The 18,033-nt window shown below is 69.6% G+C and carries 16 protein-coding genes; 3 read left to right on the top strand and 13 right to left on the bottom strand.

The annotated features are described in order from the left end of the window. Positions 1-2: 2 nt before the first annotated feature. Positions 3-1,094, top strand: a complete 1,092-nt coding sequence (locus ACZ56V_RS31675) for an LLM class flavin-dependent oxidoreductase (RefSeq protein WP_468947058.1) — start codon at positions 3-5, stop codon at positions 1,092-1,094. Here ACZ56V_RS31675 and ACZ56V_RS31670 read toward each other — a convergent pair. Beyond that, positions 1,068-1,829 (bottom strand): hypothetical protein, encoded by a 762-nt coding sequence (locus ACZ56V_RS31670; RefSeq protein WP_468947055.1) that lies wholly within the window; start codon positions 1,827-1,829, stop codon positions 1,068-1,070. The genes ACZ56V_RS31675 and ACZ56V_RS31670 overlap by 27 nt on opposite strands. Further along, positions 1,813-3,171: an MFS transporter gene (locus ACZ56V_RS31665; protein WP_468947052.1), complete on the bottom strand. Its 1,359-nt coding sequence runs from the start codon at positions 3,169-3,171 to the stop codon at positions 1,813-1,815. Before ACZ56V_RS31665 ends, ACZ56V_RS31670 begins: the two co-directional genes overlap by 17 nt. 672 nt (positions 3,172-3,843) lie before the next feature. Between ACZ56V_RS31665 and ACZ56V_RS31660 the strand changes: the two genes are divergently transcribed. Further along, the gene (locus ACZ56V_RS31660; RefSeq protein ID WP_468947098.1) at positions 3,844-4,038 is read left to right on the top strand and encodes a hypothetical protein; all 195 of its coding nucleotides are present in this window, start codon (positions 3,844-3,846) and stop codon (positions 4,036-4,038) included. Between the two features lie 21 nt (positions 4,039-4,059). Further along, complete coding sequence (locus ACZ56V_RS31655) at positions 4,060-4,230, top strand: hypothetical protein (RefSeq protein ID WP_468947049.1); 171 nt, start codon at positions 4,060-4,062, stop codon at positions 4,228-4,230. A 363-nt stretch (positions 4,231-4,593) separates the two neighbouring features. Here the strand turns inward: ACZ56V_RS31655 and ACZ56V_RS31650 are convergent, their stop codons facing one another. The 11 genes from ACZ56V_RS31650 to ACZ56V_RS31600 form a co-directional block, all read right to left on the bottom strand. After that, the gene (locus ACZ56V_RS31650; protein ID WP_468947046.1) at positions 4,594-4,986 is read right to left on the bottom strand and encodes a type II toxin-antitoxin system death-on-curing family toxin; all 393 of its coding nucleotides are present in this window, start codon (positions 4,984-4,986) and stop codon (positions 4,594-4,596) included. Beyond that, positions 4,983-5,177 carry a ribbon-helix-helix protein, CopG family gene (locus ACZ56V_RS31645; RefSeq protein ID WP_037672007.1) on the bottom strand — a complete coding sequence of 65 codons (195 nt, stop codon included), beginning with the start codon at positions 5,175-5,177 and terminating at the stop codon, positions 4,983-4,985. Before ACZ56V_RS31645 ends, ACZ56V_RS31650 begins: the two co-directional genes overlap by 4 nt. 298 nt (positions 5,178-5,475) lie before the next feature. Continuing rightward, complete coding sequence (locus tag ACZ56V_RS31640) at positions 5,476-6,840, bottom strand: class I SAM-dependent RNA methyltransferase (protein WP_468947043.1); 1,365 nt, start codon at positions 6,838-6,840, stop codon at positions 5,476-5,478. Between the two features lie 51 nt (positions 6,841-6,891). Beyond that, a complete protein-coding gene (locus ACZ56V_RS31635; protein WP_467383348.1) occupies positions 6,892-8,970 on the bottom strand; it encodes an APC family permease in 2,079 nt (692 codons plus the stop codon). 327 nt (positions 8,971-9,297) lie between these two features. Then, the gene (locus tag ACZ56V_RS31630; RefSeq protein WP_398915064.1) at positions 9,298-10,185 is read right to left on the bottom strand and encodes a lysophospholipid acyltransferase family protein; all 888 of its coding nucleotides are present in this window, start codon (positions 10,183-10,185) and stop codon (positions 9,298-9,300) included. A gap of 104 nt (positions 10,186-10,289) precedes the next feature. After that, positions 10,290-10,970: a DUF1295 domain-containing protein gene (locus tag ACZ56V_RS31625; protein ID WP_398915066.1), complete on the bottom strand. Its 681-nt coding sequence runs from the start codon at positions 10,968-10,970 to the stop codon at positions 10,290-10,292. Positions 10,971-11,012: 42 nt separating this feature from the next. Further along, entirely contained in the window at positions 11,013-12,203 is a 1,191-nt protein-coding gene (locus ACZ56V_RS31620; RefSeq protein ID WP_468947040.1) for a Rieske 2Fe-2S domain-containing protein, read from the bottom strand. A 77-nt stretch (positions 12,204-12,280) separates the two neighbouring features. Continuing rightward, entirely contained in the window at positions 12,281-15,064 is a 2,784-nt protein-coding gene (gene redH, locus ACZ56V_RS31615; RefSeq protein WP_468947037.1) for an undecylprodigiosin ligase RedH, read from the bottom strand. A gap of 22 nt (positions 15,065-15,086) precedes the next feature. Further along, on the bottom strand, positions 15,087-16,175 hold the full coding sequence (locus ACZ56V_RS31610) for an SAM-dependent methyltransferase (RefSeq protein ID WP_398915071.1): 1,089 nt from the start codon (positions 16,173-16,175) through the stop codon (positions 15,087-15,089). Continuing rightward, positions 16,163-17,005, bottom strand: coding sequence for a thioesterase II family protein (locus tag ACZ56V_RS31605; RefSeq protein ID WP_468947034.1), 843 nt, complete (start codon positions 17,003-17,005; stop codon positions 16,163-16,165). The genes ACZ56V_RS31610 and ACZ56V_RS31605 overlap by 13 nt, the downstream gene beginning before the upstream one ends. Continuing rightward, positions 16,992-18,032 (bottom strand): NAD-dependent epimerase/dehydratase family protein, encoded by a 1,041-nt coding sequence (locus tag ACZ56V_RS31600; protein ID WP_468947031.1) that lies wholly within the window; start codon positions 18,030-18,032, stop codon positions 16,992-16,994. Before ACZ56V_RS31600 ends, ACZ56V_RS31605 begins: the two co-directional genes overlap by 14 nt. Position 18,033 lies beyond the last annotated feature (1 nt).

The following is an 18,033-nucleotide window of genomic DNA, read 5'->3' as shown; positions in this document are numbered from 1 at the left end:
ATATGTCCCCGGCGCTCGCCTACTCCTGGTTCCTGCCGCTCGGCCCTGATGTGCACCACATCGGCACCTGGCCGGCCGAGTGTGGCACTCCGTCGCTGGACCGCCTCGTGGACATCGCGGTCACGGCCGAAGCGGCGGGTTGCCAGGAGATGCTGGTGCCCACCAGCTTCCACAACGAGCTGGAGACGTTCACCACTGCCGCTGCCGTGCTCGGGCGCACCTCGCGGATCGGGATGCTGCTCGCCGTACGCCCGAACCAGTTGCATCCGGTGCAGGCGGCCGCGGCGGTCTGCGGACTGGAGGCCCTCTTCCCCGGTCGGATCCGGCTCAACCTCACCACCGGCGGCTGGGCTGAGGACCGCTGGCTCGGGGACTTCGAGAGCAAGGAGGTCCGTTCGGACCGACTCGAGGAGTGGCTGGAGGTGCTGCACGAGGTGCTTTACGCGGACACCCCGGTGCGCCACAAGGGCCGGTTCTACGAGGTGGATGGCGCGGCTCTGCACCGCCGGCCGGAGCGCCGCATCCCGTTGGCGATGTCGGGCTCATCACCCCGGGCACGGCAGCTTCTGAGCCGCTTCGGTGACGAGTACCTGATGTTCGCGGGGCCCCTGCCGAAAGTGGCCGCCGAGTTGGAAACACTGCGGGCCACACCTGGCATAGGGACAGCGGTTCGGGTGACTTTGCGCACTCATCTGGTGATGCGGGAGGACGAGCAGGAGGCGTGGGCGGCAGCGGCGGAGATCGTCTCGCGGGTCCAGCCGAACGTCCGAGCGACGATCCGCGCCCAGCGTCCGGACGCGCGGTCCCAGCGAGCCGGACAGAACGAACTGGCCGCAGGGGACGACCTTGTCGTGGGCCCGAACTTGTGGGCAGGGATAGGCACCGGCCGCTTCGGGGCGTCCGTCGCGATCGTCGGCACTCCCGCCCAAGTCACTGACCGGCTGCTGGAGTTCCGCTCAGCCGGCGTCGACGGGTTCATCCTGTCCGGCTACCCCAAGCTGGAGGAGGCCCGCGTCCTGCAGCGGCTGCTGGTGCCGGAACTGCTCGGCCGTGGGCTCGCCCCCGACTCAGCGGTAGTCGCCCGGCCCGTGTAGGAGAGCGACCATCTCGGGGTGGGCCAGAGGTGTGCCCGAGGCTCGTACGGTCTCGGGCACCGGCACCTGGGTGACAACTCCGCGGGCGTCCACCAGCCGCTCCAGGTCATCGCGATCATGGGTGTGCAGGACCTGGATGGGGATGTCGAGCGCCAGCCGCTCCGCTGCCAGGTTGCCGGTCAGCAGAGCGACCCAGGCCGCGTAGCGCCCTACCAGGCTCTCGGCCACCACCTCGGGATCCTCGTCCTCCTCCAGGATCCGCCCCAGGTGCTCGGCCACGGTGTTGCTGAGGAATCGCATGACCGTGTGGAACAGCTCTACCGGCTCCTTGAGCCCCAGTAGCTCATCCGGCACCGCAGGTGACGCACCCAGTCCCGTGAGCAGGTCGGCCAGTGCGTGGCGCAGGTCGTCGCCTGTGGTGACCAGGGGGTCGACGAGGACGAGCGTGCGCGGGGCGGCACCATGTTCGGCCAGAGCGGCGGCTACGTGTACGGCGAAGAGAGCACCGTTGCAATTGGCTATCAGGGCACCGTACGGCCCGCCTCCGGCATGCTCACGTGCTACGGCCAAGGCCCGCGCGGCAATGTCGATGGGGCCGTCGCCAGTCACCCCGACCAGCGGATCGATCCGCAGCACCGGGGCGGTGGAGTCACTCGGAAAGGCGGTCTCGAAGGACCTTTCGGAGGCCAGCCCGGTGAATTCGATCAGGAGAACGTCCTCAGAGCTGGTCGGCACGCACGCTCTCCTCGGTGTCAATCACAGGTTCGGCCCTGCGCCCGGGCATCGGTGAATCTATCGGTTCCTCTTGCTCTTCCCCCTCCTGACGCCGAGTGGCGACCGCCCACCGGACAGCGGGGGCGGTTCCGACGGCGAGGGCGGCGAAGATCAGGGTCATGAGCAGCCATCCGGCGATCTCGACGCTCTCCATCAGGGCGGTGAGAGCGAGCGGTCCGATCACGGACTGCACGGTGTATCCGATCGAAAACACCGCACCGTACTCACCCTGGCTGTGCCGCGGGGAAAGCCCGTACTGAAGGCCCCACTGGGCCGAGGAAGTCAACAGTTCGCCGACAGTCAGCAGCATTGTGGCCACGATCAGCAGGGTAAGTGCTAGGGATATGGAGTCGCCCAATGCAGAGACTCCAATGACGGCACACGACAGTGCCAGTGCGATGCTGCCGTGGCGCAGCTTATGGCCAGCCCCCTCAGGTGTGTCAGCGCCCTTACTGGCGCGTACTTGGAAGAGCACCACTAGGACAGTATTCAATCCGATCAACCAGGCCGCCATAGGGCGAGGCGCCTCGGTCTGCGCCACGATCCACAGCGGAAGTGCGAGAGTGAGGATGGTGTCGCACACTGCCGTGAGTCCGCACAGAAAGGAGATAAGGACGAATGGACGGTCCCGCAGCGCCTTGTTGTCCCGGAGAGAACTCTCGCCCCTAGAGGGCTTTTTCACCTGCAGCCGCGGCAGCAGAAGCATCAGCGTGCTGTTGGCTGCGGACACGGCAGCGAAACCGTAGAAAAGCCACAAATAGGCGGTCTTGGTGTCCTGCGCGATGGCGAGACCTGACAGCGCAACACCAACCGTCATTCCAATGTTGATGACGCTGCGGTTGTACGCGAACAACCGTACGCGCGCCTCTGAGTCGAGAAGCTGCCCAATGTATGCCATCTTGCCTACGGCACCCGCTCGTTCGGCGATACCAAGGAGGATCATGATGGCGATGTAGCCACTGAAGGACGTGACCTTCGTGGCGATCAGGAGCAGTGGCGCCTGGAGGAAGCCGGTGAGGACGGCCATCTCCCGGGTGCCGATCCGGTCAGTGAACCGACCGACGACCGGAGCGGCGAGCATCCAGACGACAGCAGCCAGAGTGACGCCGAGTCCTACCTGAGATACAGACAGCCCGACGATCCGGTGGAAGTAGATGGGAGTACCGGAGGAGAAGAATCCAAATCCCGTGCCGTAGAGCGCAGTGGAGAGCGCAAGGACACGCGGTGGTCCCGGATCAGGCAACAGTCGGGAGAGCCGTCCTTCGGGCTTCTGCGCTGGCGCAGACCCGCCACCCTCGGTCATACGATCCCTACCCCCTAGCGAGCCCCACGGAGACATCCGGCCACGGCTCGCACAGGCTAGCGACGAACTTCTGACGGCGGCAGCAAATACCCCAGATCTTGGCTGGTTCTGGCCCATCGATCGACGCAAGCGCACCGGCGCCGGGTTCACCTGGCCGTGCGCCCACTATCGCTCGCCGAGAGGGCGTGCTCCTAGCTGAGCAGCAAACCTGAGTCTCCGCGTGTGCTGCCGTCATGTGCCGTTCAGGGCCCCTGAGCGGTGAACAGGCTAATACTTCTCGAGGAAGCGAGATACACCACCAAGGCGTTGAAGAACTGCTCGGACGAGTTCAAGGCCGATGCCGTGGCCGTGCATGAGTCCGCGCCCTGGGCAACACACAAGGGCATCACCGCTGACCTGGGCATCAACCGGGCCCACGCTGCACGAGTGGTACTGAGGGACCGCGAACGCCGCGGCGCAGCTGCCACCCCATCGTCGGCTGAAACATCACGGAGACCCCACAGACGGCGCCAACTACTGACCCGTATGCGGAGTTGGCATCTGAAGGCTCGGAGGGCCGAGGTGTATGCGCGCAAGCGGAATTTGGTGACCGAACGCGAGATCCTACGCCAAGGCGGCCAAATCCTAGAGGCGCACTGGTGAGCCGCTCTAAACGACACCTACGGGCAGCTCATCCCCGACGGTCAGATCTACAGGCTCAACGGCCAGGGCGATACGAACTACCAGCCGCTGGACCGCCCCGGCCCGTGGAAGATGACCGACATCGGCTCTAACTTTACTGCCGACCTGTACGACGAGGCCCGGCACGGCGCTGACTGGCTCAAGGTCTACGTCCCCAAGCAGGGCTGCAACTTGAGTAAGGGTTGATCATAGGACGACCTCAAACTGGTGAAGAAGCTAGAACTGGTGAAGAAGACCGGCCGCTACCACTATCAGGCACACTATGTCGCCGACGTCAGCACCTCCGGCTACAGCGGACGGCACATCGTGGTGACCGCCTGGAAGGCGTCCCGCATCGACCATAAGTACTTCCTGTCCGGCGACGTCAACGTCAGCTGAGACCAGCGGGACACAGCTGAACCAGCACCACGGCGCGCCGGCCCCGCGAGGCGGACGCCTCGCGGGCCTCTTCCCTCCTCTCGACCTTTCACTAGCTCGACTGCCGCATGCATCCACTCGCTCGGGGCAAAGCGAGCCGTGCGCACGAGCCACTCGAAGCGCTGCGTGAGCGGGCCGCCCCCCTCCCTCACCTCACGGCGGCCTACGAGAGGCTGTGATGCCGAGCTTCGAAGTCCGGTATCCCGCGCCGAACGGGAGCCACGCATTCCAGTGCGCAGCGCTCCCATGCCACCCGACCCGAGCAAGGCCGGACAGCGCGTGAGGGCAGGGCCGACGCCTGCCCTGCCCTCACGTCGCCAAACGTCAGGAAACGGGGAACCAGACCGACAGGCGCTTGGCAATGGCCGGTACATCGATGTTGTCCTGCGCGACGCCCTCGACGAACGGGCCGGCAACGGAGACGGGCGGCGGGGCGGCATTGGCGCTGACGCCGTTGAACCGCAGGAAGACACGCATGGCGAGCCAGGCGGTGCGCTTGTTGCCGTCGATCAGCGCATGATTGCGGGCGACGGAGTGCAGCAGTGCCGCAGCCTTCTCGTGCAGCGTGGGATACAACTCAGCCTCGAACACGTTCGTCCGGGGACGCTCGATCGCCGACACCGGAAGGCCCAGGTCACGCACACTATGGTCGGTCCCGTTGACCTCGCGGGCGATGGCCAGGATCTCGTCGATCTGGACGTAGCGGACGCCGGTCACTTCAAGTAGTCCAGGATCTCTGCATCGCTGTCCATGAGCTCGGCCAAGACGTCATCGACCTTCAGCTCGGCCCGGTTCTGAGCGTCACGGATGGCCTCAATGGCAAGTTCCTGCTTGCTGCGGCCCTCCCGGCGAGCCCGCTCGGTGAGCTTCGCGTCAAGGTCGTCGGGGAGTCGGAGAGTCATCGCCATACAGAGATGATACCTGACCGGTATCAAAGTGGTGCGGTCGGCCCGCGTTCTCGGCCTCCAAGGAAAGTGGGGGCCGGAATGGTCACTCGCATCGCCTGCGGCGGTGCAGCAGAGACTTCCGCTTCGAGCGTCATCCGAGCGTCACGAATCTCCGAACGACCCTCTGAAGGCGTCGCCGATGCGGGCACCTCGCTCACGAATCCGCAGGTCAGCGAGCTACAAGAGTGATCCGTCCGCTCGAACCCGCTGCACGGAGGGAAACAGGTCGAGCAACCCACCACAGCAACAAAACCGCAGGTCAGGCACCATTGCCCGCAGGCTCGAGGATCGCGACGCACTCCACGTGCGACGTCATCGGGAACAGGTCGAACACCCGCAGCATCCGCACCCGGTACCCCCCGTCCCGGAAGTACCCCAGGTCCCGGGCCAGCGCGGCCGGATCGCAGGCCACGTAGGCGATCCGGCGGGCGCCCAGGGACGACAGGTGCTCGACCGTCTTGCGGCCTGCGCCCGCGCGGGGCGGGTCGAGGACGATGAGGTCGACCTCGTCGATGCCGGTGCGGGGCAGGACGGACTCGACCTTGCCCTGCTCGATGCGGACGCGGTCGAAGGCGGCGAGGTTGTGGCGGGCGTCCTCGACGGCGCGCTTGCCGGACTCGATGCCGAGGACCGCGCCCTGGTCGCCGACCCGGTCGGCCAGGGCGCCGGCGAAGAGGCCGACGCCGCAGTAGAGGTCCAGGGCCATGTCGCCCTTGCGGGGCAGCAGGCCCTGCATGACCGCGGTCACCAGGGTGTCGGCGGCCTTGGGGTGGACCTGCCAGAAGCCGCCGGAGCCGACCCGGTACGTGCGGCCGTCGGCGCGCTCGCGCACGAAGGGCCGGCCGTGGACGCGGTGGACGCCGCCGTCCTTCTCGCCGACGCGCATGACCGAGACCGGGCGGTCCAGTTCCACGAGGGGCAGGCGGGCACCGGGGCGCGGGGTGAGGATGACCTGGCGGTCCTGGGAACCGGTCGCGGCGATGGCCTCGACGGACTCCATGCCCGTCCAGTCCCGCGCCTCGATACCCAGCTCGCTGACGCCCTCCGCCGCGATCATGCAGTGGTCCACCGGCTCGACCTCGTGGGAGCGGTGCTTGCGCAGGCCCGCGCGGCCCTCCGCGTCCACCGCGTACTGCACGCGCGTGCGCCACGACGGGACCCGGCCCGCGGGCACCTTGTCGCCCTCGGCCGGCATCACCGTGCCGTCCCAGCCGGCCTCCTCGGGCGTGAGGCCCGCCAGGCGCTGGAGCTGCTCGGTGACGACCTCGCCCTTCAGGCGGCGCTGCGCTCCCGGCTTGGCGTGCTGCCAGTCGCAGCCGCCGCAGCGGCCGGGGCCCGAGAAGGGGCAGGGGGCCTCGATGCGGTCCTTGGAGGGGTCCAGGATCTCGACCGCGTCCGCGCGCAGGAAGCGGGCGCCCTCCTCGCCCTCCGTCACCCGGGCGACGACCCGCTCGCCGGGCAGCGTGTGCCGGACGAACAGCACCTGCCCCTCGGACGTGCGGGCGATGCAGTGGCCGCCGTGGGCGACGGGGCCGACCTCGACCTCGTACTCCTCCCCCACGAGTGAGACCGGCTGCGCGACCGCCCGGGACTCCGCCTGCGACTTCTTCGGTTCTGCCTGCATGGCGGGGTGACTCCAGAGAACGGGGACGACAAAGGACAACAGCCGACCAGTCTACGTGGACGAGGAGGAGTCCTTCGTACGGTCCCGGTCCCGGTCGTGGTGCTGGGCCGGGCCGCGCCGGACCGCGCCGGGCGCGCTCCACTCCTGGCGCTTGCGGGCCCGGCGCCTGGCGGCCTCGGAGGACTCCAGCTGGTACGGGACGGACGTGACCATGACGCCGGGCGTGAACAGCAGGCGGCCCTTGAGGCGCAGGGCGCTCTGGTTGTGCAGCAGGTGCTCGTACCAGTGGCCGACCACGTACTCGGGGATGATGACGGAGACCGCGTCGCGCGGGGACTCCTTGCGCAGGCTCTTGACGTACTCGATGACCGGCCGGGTGATCTCGCGGTACGGCGAGTCCAGGACCTTCAGGGGCACGGCGATGCCGCGGCGCTCCCACTCCTCGCGCAGCGCCTTCGTCTCGACCGGGTCGACGTTGACGCTGAGCGCCTCCAGGCTGTCGGAGCGCATGAGCTTGGCGTAGGCCAGGGCGCGGAGCGTGGGCCGGTGGATCTTGGAGATCAGGACCACCGAGTGGACGCGGGAGGGGCGCACCATGTCGTCGCTCTGGGCCTCCTCGGGGTCCTCCGGGGCCGCGATCTCCTCGGCGACGCGGTCGTAGTGCTTGCGGATCGCCGTCATGGTCGCGAAGAAGATGCACATGCCGAGCAGCGCGACCCAGGCGCCGTGCGTGAACTTGGTCGCCAGGACCACGACCAGGACGAGGCCGGTGAAGAAGGCGCCGAAGGCGTTGATCGCGCGGGAGCGCATCATGTGGCGGCGCTTGGACTGGTCCCGCTCGGTGGCCAGGTTGCGGTTCCAGTGCCGGACCATGCCGATCTGGCTGAGCGTGAAGGACACGAAGACGCCGACGATGTAGAGCTGGATCAGGCGGGTCGAGTCGGCGCCGTAGACGACGACCAGGAGCATGGCGGCGCCGGCGAGGAGCACGATGCCGTTGGAGAAGGCCAGCCGGTCGCCGCGGGTGTGCAGCTGGCGCGGCAGGTAGCGGTCCTGGGCGAGGATCGAGCCGAGCAGCGGGAAGCCGTTGTAGGCGGTGTTGGCGGCGAGGAAGAGGACCAGCGCGGTGGCGGCGGCGAGCACGACGAACAGGAAGCTGCCCTCGCCGAAGACCGCTTCGGCGACCTGGGAGATCACCGGGTGCTGGACGTAGTCCGCGCCGACCGCGACACCGTTGTGGAAGAGATCGGTGGCCGGGTTCTCCGACATGCGGACGTCGGTCGCGGACGCCAGCGCGATGATGCCGCAGAACATGGTGACGGCGAGCAGGCCCATCATCGCGAGGGTGTTCCCCGCGTTCTTCGACTTGGGCTTGCGGAAGGCCGGGACGCCGTTGGAGATCGCCTCGACGCCGGTGAGCGCGGCGCAGCCGGAGGAGAAGGCGCGCAGGAGGAGGAAGATCAGGGCGAAGCCGGCCAGGCCGCCGTGCTCCGGCTTGATCTGGTAGTCCGCCGTCGGCGCACGCATCGTGTCGCCCAGCACCAGGCCGCGGAACGCGCCCCACGCGATCATGATGAAGACGCCCGCGACGAAGACGTACGTCGGGATCGCGAACAGGGTGCCCGACTCCCGGACCCCGCGCAGGTTCATCAGCGTCAGCAGCAGGATCACGGCGACCGCGCACAGGACCTTGTGCTCGACGACGAAGGGGATCGCCGAGCCGAGGTTCTCGATGCCGGAGGAGATGGAGACGGCGACGGTCAGGACGTAGTCGACCAGCAGGGCGCTGGCGACGGTCAGACCGGCCTTGGGTCCGAGGTTGGTGGTGGCCACCTCGTAGTCGCCGCCGCCGCTCGGGTAGGCGTGCACGTTCTGGCGGTAGGAGGCGACCACGGTGAACATCAGCACCACGACCGCGACCGCGATCCAGGGGCTGAAGTGGTACGCCGACACGCCCGCGATGGACAGGACGAGCAGCACCTCACCGGGCGCGTACGCCACGGAGGACAGCGGGTCGGAGGCGAACACGGGGAGGGCGATGCGCTTCGGCAGGAGCGTTTCGCCCAGCCGGTCGCTGCGCAGTGCGCGCCCGATCAGGATCCGCTTGGGCACGTCGGTCAGTTTGGACACAACAGAGGATCGTAAGCGTTCGAACGCGCGACCGCCCAATCGCCACCCCTCCCGGCCGCCCCGGTCTGCCCTATGGGTGAATTCGCGGGGCGGGGCGGCTGCGGATGGGGCGGGGGGCGGCGTTCGCATGGCTATATGACCATCACCGCCCGTCGTCCCCCGAGGGAGATCCCCATGCATCTGTCCGCGGAGCTGGTCGGCGGCGGCCTCACGCTCGTCGGCCTCGCCGTCCTGGCCTTCGCCAGCATTCGCAGCATCTGCCGCCGGGGACCGTCGGCGGGAGGCTGACACGGGGCCCGGGCGGGAGGAGCGGTGAGTCGCGGCCCCTCAGGCGAACGGGGAGCCGCGGCCCTCCAGCATCTCGTTGAGCGTGTGCTGGATGGTGTCCTTCACCTCGCCCGCGAGCTTCTCGACCAGCAGGGGGTCCTCCGCGGCGTCTGCGGGGAAGCCGTCCGTGTGGATCGGGGCACCGAAGCGGATGGTCCACTTGGTCGGCATCGGGACCAGGCCCAGCACGCCCAGCAGCGGGAAGGTCGGGGTGATGGGGAAGTACGGCAGCTTCAGCATCCGGGCCAGGGTCGGGGCCGAGCCGATCATCGGGTAGATCTCCTCGGCGCCGACGATCGAGCACGGCACCAGGGGGCGCCGCGACCTCAGCGCCACCGCCGCGAAGCCGCCCCGGCCGAAGCGCTGCAACCGGTAGCGCTCCTCGAAGGGCTTGCCGAGCCCCTTGTAGCCCTCCGGCATCACGCCGACCAGTTCGCCGGAGCCGAGCAGCCGCAGGGCGTTCTCGGGGCAGGCGCGGACGTGGCCGGCCTTGCGGGCGAGGTCGCGGACGACGGGGAGGTCGAAGGCCAGGTCGGCGGCGAGCAGCCGGAGCCTGCGGTGCGCGTCGTGGTGGTCGCGCAGCGCCACCTGGAGCATCAGGGCGTCGAGGGGCAGGGTGCCGGAGTGGTTGGCGACCAGGAGCGCGCCCCCTTCGGCCGGCACGTTCTCCATCCCTTCCAGGTCGACCCGGAAGTACTTCTCGTACAGCAGCCGCAGGGCGGGGAGCAGGTAGTCGTCCGTCAGCTCCGGGTCGAAGCCGAAGTCGTCGACGGCGCCCTCGTCGGAGGTCAGCCGGGCGAACGCCTCGGCGCCGCCGGCCAGGACCTCGCGCAGCACCTCGGCGGTCAGGGACGCCTCGGCCTCTCCGAAGGGAATGTCTCCGGTCATGCGTGCCTCGTCTCGGATCTGTGGAGGGGATCTCGGGTGGCCGCCCGGTACGGCGGCCACCCTCACGGGAGGGCGGGCCGCCGTACGCGCGTGACGGGCGGGGGTCAGTACACGTAGGGGACGAACTTCGCCGTCCGGGACGCGTACTCGTCGAAGGCCTCGCCGTAGCGCTCGGCGAGGTACTTGTCGAGCATGGGGATGTTCATGAAGACGAACATGCAGACCATGATCAGGGGGATGGCGAAGGCCCACGGGGTGCCCGTGACCAGCGCGAATCCGGAGAAGAGCACGGCGTCACCGAAGTAGTTGATGTGCATGGAGTACTTGAACAGGCCCTCGGTGTAGAGCTTGCCCTTGTTCTCGGGGCGCTTCTTCCAGAGTTTGCGCTGGTACTCCGACCCCGTGTTCAGGTACGACCCCAGGAGGTACAGCACGACGCCCAGCCAGGTGAACACGCTCACCCCGGCGTCGTTGGTGCCGCCGAAGTACGCCATCGTGCCGTGGATCACCAGGACCCAGATCCCGATGGTGGCCGACTCCGACCACTCCATCCTGCGCTGGAGCATCACGAAGTTCGTGGCGATGAAGCGCAGCAGGTAGAGCACCGACAAGGCCGCGAGCAGAACCCGGCGCAGCGTCGCCGCCTCGTCGAAGTCGGTGCCGAACCAGTCCGCCACGGTGGCCGCGCCGCCGAACAGGAACCACACGGCGCCGGCCACGGCGACGGTGTTGAACGTCGTCACCAGGGTCTTGGGGCCGGTCGACGCGTCGTATCCGCCGTACATCTCTCACTCTCGCTCTCTCTTGTCCGTCCCCCGTCTTCGGGTCTACGGGCGCGCGGCGGCGTCCTCCTTGGGCTTCGTGCCGCGCCGTCCGCCGACTGCCGCTCCCCTGCCGTTGCCCGTGGCACGGGCCGGTGCTCCGCCCCGCCCCGCCGCTTCCGGCGCGGGCTCCGCTTCCCGCGCCGGTGACGAGGGCTCGGCGGCGGCGTCCGCGATCAGCCTGGCGCGCATCGAGACGTACTTGGCGTTCATCTCGTCGACGGGGATGAACTTGTTGACGCCGCCCGCGCTGATCTTGGGTTCCTGGTGCTCCATGATGCGGACGTCCTGGGGGTCCTGCACCCACTTCTCCATGTACAGGGACGCCCACGGCAGCAGACGGCGCAGCGGCTCGAACCGCAGGACCGGCTTGACCTGTTCGTACTCGTACCAGCGCAGGATGTGCTCGGTGTTCTGCTCGTCGATCGGCACCAGCCAGGAGGTGGTCTCGAACTGCTCGGTCTGCACGTGCACCATGCACGGGAAGGTGAACGTGATGACGTAGTGCGTGGTGTTGGTGGGGTCGTCCTCCTGGCAGTGGTCGAAGGAGTAGCGGATGGTCTGCCCCTCCTCCTCCGTCTCCACCTGGTGGTTGGTGATCCGGGTGGCGGCCAGGTACCGCTCGCGGCCGTCGAGTCCGAACTTGCTCGGGGTGCCGTACAGGAGCAGGTAGTCGATGTAGTTGAACCAGTGGTCCCGGTGCACGTAGGTCACGTGGTAGAACTCGAGCAGGCTCTCGATGTAACGGGTGTAGTGCACCGGACGGGTCCAGCGCCTGGTGGCGTACAGCTTCCGGTTCGCCGTCACCTCGGGCGGGGCCTGGACCGGCGGCAGGTCGGCCGCCGGACGCTCGTCGCCCCACCACATCCACACCAGTCCGAACTGTTCCCGGACCGGGTGGGTGGGCACGCGCAGCGAGCCGGGGATGCGGGCCCCCGAGCCCATGGCCGGGATCACCCGGCAGGCACCGTCGGCTCCGTAGCGGAAGCCGTGGTACGGGCATTCGACGGTGTTGCCCTTCATGCGGCCGTCGCCGAGGTTGGCGCCCTTGTGCGGGCAGCGGGCGCCCTGGCAGACGAGGTTGCCGTCGATGTCGCGCCAGAGCACGAGCTCCTGGCCCATGCGGCGCACACCGAGCGGTTTGTCGTTGCTCACCTCCTGCGCCTCGACGAGGGGGTACCACTGGTTGGGGATCATCGGGTCGTCTCCCGTCTGGGTGGGATTCCGCCCCCGTACGAGGGCGGCCGTGCTCTGCGTTGCGGCGTGGGTGGCGCTCAGCCGCCGACGGTTTCGGGCGTGCTCCGCGGGCCGTCGGTGTCCTCGCTCTCGACGACCTCGACCGTGCCCGCGTCGCCGTCCACCACGATCAGGTCACCGGTGTTGATGCGCTGGGTGGCGTCCTTGGTGTTCACCACCGACGGCACGTGGAACTCGCGGGCCACGATGGAGCTGTGCGAGAGCATCGACCCGATGTCGGTGACGACGCCGCCCGCGATGGCGAACAGCGGCGTCCAGGAGGCGTCCGTGTACCGGGTCACGAGGATCTCCCCGGCCTCGAACTCGTCGGCCTGCCACACCAGGTCCTCGACGATGCGGGCACGGCCCACGATGCGTCCGGGGCTGGCGGCCAGGCCCTCCAGGCGGGCGCCGTCGGCCGCGGGCCGGACCGAGGCGGTGATGTCGTGCACGCCGACGAAGGTCAACGGCGGTTCCGGAAGCCGCTTGTTGTGCTCGTGCAGCCGGCGGGCCGCGTCGATGCGGGCCCGGTCGAAGACGCGTACGGCGTCCTCGTCACCGGCGAGGTAGCGGCGCACGTCCTCGAAGTCCAGGTGGGCGACCTCGTCCAGGGAGTGCAGGACGCCGTCGGCCACCAGGCGCCGGCCCACCTCGTAGACCACGTTCCGCACCAGCCAGATGGACGTGATCATGGACATCCGGGTGGTCTCCCGCAGTTCGCTGCACAGGGCGTACAGGGAGATGACCGTGTCCAGGACCTGGCGCTTGGGCATCGGCAGCCGGCCCAGCACCTCGCGGGAGTCGTCTGACCAGGCGCTGCTGCGCCGCAGGATGTCGTCGATGGAGAAGCCGTCGGCGACGTAGCGCCGGATCATCTGGAAGATGTACGAGGGGTCGTCGATCCACCGGGGATGGGTGATCTCCATCTCCTGGTGGCCGCGGGTGCCGTTGGCGCGCAGGAACGGCTCCATGTGCCGGTCCCAGAAGCGCTGCCCGGCGGAGTCCTCGCGCAGCAGCCGGGCGATGTCCTCCAGCGGCTCGTCCTTGATGATCTTCAGTACGGCCGGATCGTTCTTGGCGGCCTGGGCCACCGCCCAGACCTCCTTGGCCGACTCGACGGTGCGCAGGCTGGACATGTCGGTCTTGACGCGGTTCTGGAGGCCCGCGCCGTCGTTGCCGAGCCAGCGCGCGCACAGCTCGGTGAGCAGGCCGTAGAAGGCGAACGCGTTGATGTAGTACGGCATGTAGCCGATGTGCATGTCGTGGAACCAGGCGAGGTCGCGGTGGAGTTCGCCGTGCAGTTCGCGCCTGCTCATCCGGGTCAGGTCGAGGCCGCGGGCCCGGTCGAACTCGTAGAGCCGGGCGTCGACCATCTGCTGGGAGCGGGACTTCATCCGCGTCATCTCACGGGCCGTGTGCTGCAGCCAGTGGACGGTGGACAGCAGGTCCTCCATGCCGCCGGGGAAGGTGCCGAAGGGGTTCTCGTAGTCGGCGAGGTCCACCTCCTCGCTGACGAAGCGGCTGGTGAAGTGGCGCTGGTCGCGGGTGGGCAGGCACTGGGCCAGCAGGTAGGAGCTGTAGGAGATGTTGAGGTAGACGTGCCCCTGGTAGAAGCCCATGTGCAGGTCCGCGTCGCCTGTGTCGCGCACGCCGAGGGCGCCCGCGCAGTCGGTGTGGACGTTGCGCTGGTAGTAGCGGGCGAAGCTGAGGCCCAGCGGGGTCATCAGGCCGACGAAGATCTCCCCGATGTCCATGCGGGACCACAGGGTGCCGTTCAGGATCGGCTCCGGCTGGGGCGCGACGTAGGGGCTGAGCGCGCCGGACGGGGCCGCGGGGGCGGCGGGCCGGGTGGTGATCGGCCGGGTCTGGAACAGGTGGAAGACGCCGTCGCGGACGCCCCACTCGATGTCCTGCTCGCTGCCGTAGAGGTCGCGGATGCGGACGGCGAGGGCGCCGAGTTCGCGCAGTTGGCCGTGGGTGAGGCAGGGGACGTTGCGGGCCGCCGCGTCGACCTTCGTCATGCCGATGCGGCCGGGCTCCAGCGGCGCGCACTTGGTGACCTTGTAGCGCACCCGCTCCTCGACGACCTCCAGCTTCTCGTCGTCGACGACGAAGAAGTCGCTGGAGACCTGCCCGGAGACCAGCCCTTCGCCCAGGCCCTGGCAGGCCTCCACCACGAGGCGGTGCGGGCGGGGGTTGACTGGGTCGACGGTGAACATCACGCCGCTGACGTCGGTGTGGATCATCTCCTGGACGACCACGGCGAGGGAGTCGGGGGCGTCGGTGTCCCGGTAGACGGTGGCGCGGTCGGACCACAGCGAGGCCCAGCACCGCAGCACCGCGTCCAGGACGTCCTCGTCGCCGCAGACGTCGAGGACCGTGTCGTGCTGGCCGGCGAAGGACTGGGCCGCGGAGTCCTCCCGCAGTCCGGAGGAGCGCACGGCCACGCGGGGGCGGCCCAGGTCGCCGTAGGCGTCGAGGACGGCGTCCGCGATCGGGGCGGGCATCCGGGTGCCCAGGATGCGCTCGCGCATCGTGCGGGGGTCGGCGCCCGGTGCCTCGGCGGCGATCCCGGTCTCCCGGAGGTAGGCGTCGAAGAGGGCGGTGGTCAGGCAGAACGCGGGCGGGACGGGCAGTCCCGCGGCGGAGAGCTCGGCGAGGCGGGTGCCCTTGCCGCCCAGCTCCCCCCGGTGCCCTCCGGCCGGGCCGCCCGCGCCCAGGGTGACGACACAGGCGGCGTGTCCGGCCGGGCCGGTGACCGGGCTCGCGGGGTGTTCGCCGGCTCCGGCGGCGGTCGTCGAGTCGCTGACGTGCGTGTCCATGGCGGGTGTGTCTCCTCGGCGGTCAGGCGTGCGCGACGCGCTTGCTGGTGCCCGTGAAGGCGTGGAACTGCTCGCCCGGGACGATCCGGGTGGCCTCGACGTCGTCGAACCCGGCCTGGCGGAGCTGGTCCGACAGTTCGTCGGCCTGCGGCAGCGGACCGCCGAAGTCGGCATAGGTGAACCAGAGGTTGAGCGCCTCGAGGCCGACGTTCCCGCCCTTGCAGGAGGTGGTGAGCAGCAGCCTGCCGCCGGGTGCCAGCAGGTCGTGGGCCCGGCGCAGGGCGTCGACGCGCTCGGCCTCGGGGAAGTAGTAGATGTTGTTGTGCAGGGTGACGAGGTCGAACTGGGGCTGCGCGTCGAGGGTGCGCAGGTCGGCCTGCCGGGTCTCGACCCGGTCGGTCAGCCCCCACTCGGCCATGTTCGCCGCGGCGCTGTCGGCCACGTCCTGCTGGAGGTCGACGGCGAGCGCCGACAGGCGGGGGTTGAGTTCGGCGGCGTAGCGGACGTAGGCGCCGCTGCCGCAGCCGACCTCCAGGAGCCGTACGGGCGCGTCCCGGTCCAGGGTGCGGGCGATGGCCTCCTCGACCAGCGGCCGGACCACCCGGGTGGAGCGGGCGATGACCAGGCCGTCCTGGTCGTCGAGGGAGAAGCGGCGGCCCTCGCGCAGCATGCGGGGGCCGTTCAGCAGCGCGGGCACGTGGAAGCGCAGGACCTCCTCCAGCGCCGCGGCGATCGCGTCGTTGCCGGGCTGGGCGAGCGCCTTGGCCGGCAGGCTGCGCAGCTTGTAGCAGCCCTCGCGCTTGCCGAGGTCGCCGAGGCGGATGCCCATGTCCAGCCACTCCTTGAGACGCGGCCGGTCCTCGTCGGCGACGTCGAGCCGCTCCGCCAGCGACTCCAGGTCGCAGGGGCGTACGGCGAGGGCGGCGAGCACGCCCGAACTCGCCGCCGAGGCCAGGAAGGCGGCCCGGTACACCGGCTCGACGAAGCCCTTGGACAGCGCCAGGAGCAGCGGCATGTGCGGGTTGCCGAGCACCTTGGTCACGGTGCGCAGGTCGGTCAGCGGCGCCTCGACGCGGCTGCCGACGCTCTTGGCCAGGCTCAGAATGTCCATGGTGCTTCCCTTGTTGCCTTCCTGTGCGGGGTGGTGCCGGGGGCGGCGAGTTCGGTGCCCAGGTGGGCGAGCAGCCGGTCGCGGGACGGGCCGCCGTTCAGGAAGAAGTGGTTGCCCGGCAGGTGGCGCCGCAGGAACGAGCCGGAGGTGTAGGGCCGCCAGGCCTCGACCATCTCCGGGGTGGCGATCGGGTCATCGGCGGCGGAGAACGCGGTCGTCGGGCAGTTGAGCGGTGGCCGGGGTTCCCAGCCGTAGCGCTCGCAGGCTCGCAGGTCGGCACGGAGCACCGGGAGCCTGCGGTCGAAGTACGCGGCGCCGAGGCCGTCCGGGTCGCCGAGGCCGCCCAGGTCCCGGATCACCTCGCGCAGGGCGGCGTCGGACAGGGTGTGGTCGGCGCGGTCGCCGTACAGGTGCGGGGCCCGGCTGCCGGAGACGAACAGGTGCCGGGGCGGCGGCAGTCCGCACCGGCGCAGCACGCAGGCCACCTCGTAGGCGAGCAGGGCGCCCATGCTGTGTCCGAACAGGGCGTAGTCGTGGACCAGCCGGTGCTCTTCCAGGGCGTCCGCGACCGCTTCGGCGAGGGGTTCCATGCTGTCGTACGGCCGCTCGCGCAGGCGCAGTCCGCGGCCCGGCAGTTGTACCGGTACGACGGCGACCCCGTCGCCCAGGTGCTCCTGCCAGCCGCGGAACGCGGAGACCGTCCCCCCGGCGTAGGGGAAGCAGACCAGGCGCAGCGGGGCAAAGGCCGGGTCGGGCGGCTCGGCGGCCGGTGCCGCGACCGGCCGGGGGAACCAGGCGGCCCTCGGGGAGAGGAGATCAGCGGGCGACATGGGCACGCCCCTCGGGTGAGTCGAGCCAGGCGACGGTGCGCCGCATGCCCTCCTGGAAGTCGACCTCGCCCTTGAAGCCCAGCTCCTCCTGGGCCCGCCCGATCGGGTAGGACTGGTCGCGGTCGAAGAGGTGGACGGCGTGCCGGGTCAGGACGGGCCGGGAGTTGATGCGCAGGGCGCCCCACAGCTTCTCGGAGACGGTGGCGACGGTGGTCGCGACGGGGGTGGGCAGGCTCAGCCACGGCGCTTTCACGCCCAGGCCCTCGGCGAGCGCCTCGACGTACTCGCGCCAGGTGGTGTCGTGCGGGTCGCGCAGGTTGTAGGCCCGGCCCGCGGTGTGCTCGCCGGTCGCGGCGGCGATGATGCCGTCCACGGCGTTGGAGACGTAGAGCAGTCCGGCGGGCACCCGGCCGCCGCGGATGTAGACCATCTGCTTGCTCAGCAGCAGGTTCGCGATCTCGATCACGAAGTCCTTGCTGCCGGGCCCGTAGACGGAGACGGGGCGGACCACGGTGACGGGCAGTCCGGTGTGTTCCGCGGCGGCCCGCACGGCACGCTCGCCGAGCGTCTTGCTGCGGTTGTAGGGCAGGCCGATGTCGCGCGGGGCGGTGGTCTCGTCGCAGGGCCGCTCGGGGTAGCCGTAGACGTCGGTGGTGCTGAGGTGGACCAGACGCTCGACCGTCCCGGCCGCGTGGGCCGCCTCGACGAGGTTCCTGGGGCCGTCCACGTTGACCGCCCGGAACCGGTCCCAGGGGCCCCAGTCGGCCGAGAGTCCGGCGCAGTTGTAGACGTGGCGCACTCCTTCGGTGGCCCGGCGCAGGCTGTCGGTGTCACCGAGGTCGCCGATGGTGACCTGGGCGGCGGCCCCGCTGAAGGCCGCGCGGTCGCTCGTGGAGCGCGCCAGGACGCGGACGCGGTGCCCGCGCTCGGCCAGGCGGTGCACCAGGTGACCGCCGATGAAGCCACTGGCGCCGGTGACCAGGATGTCGGGGGCGGTGGACGGGCTGTCTTGGCTGAGTGAGGACATG

It is taken from the genome of Streptomyces sp. NPDC034099 (assembly GCF_055575415.1).
This window is presented reverse-complemented; position numbering and strand designations above follow the sequence as displayed.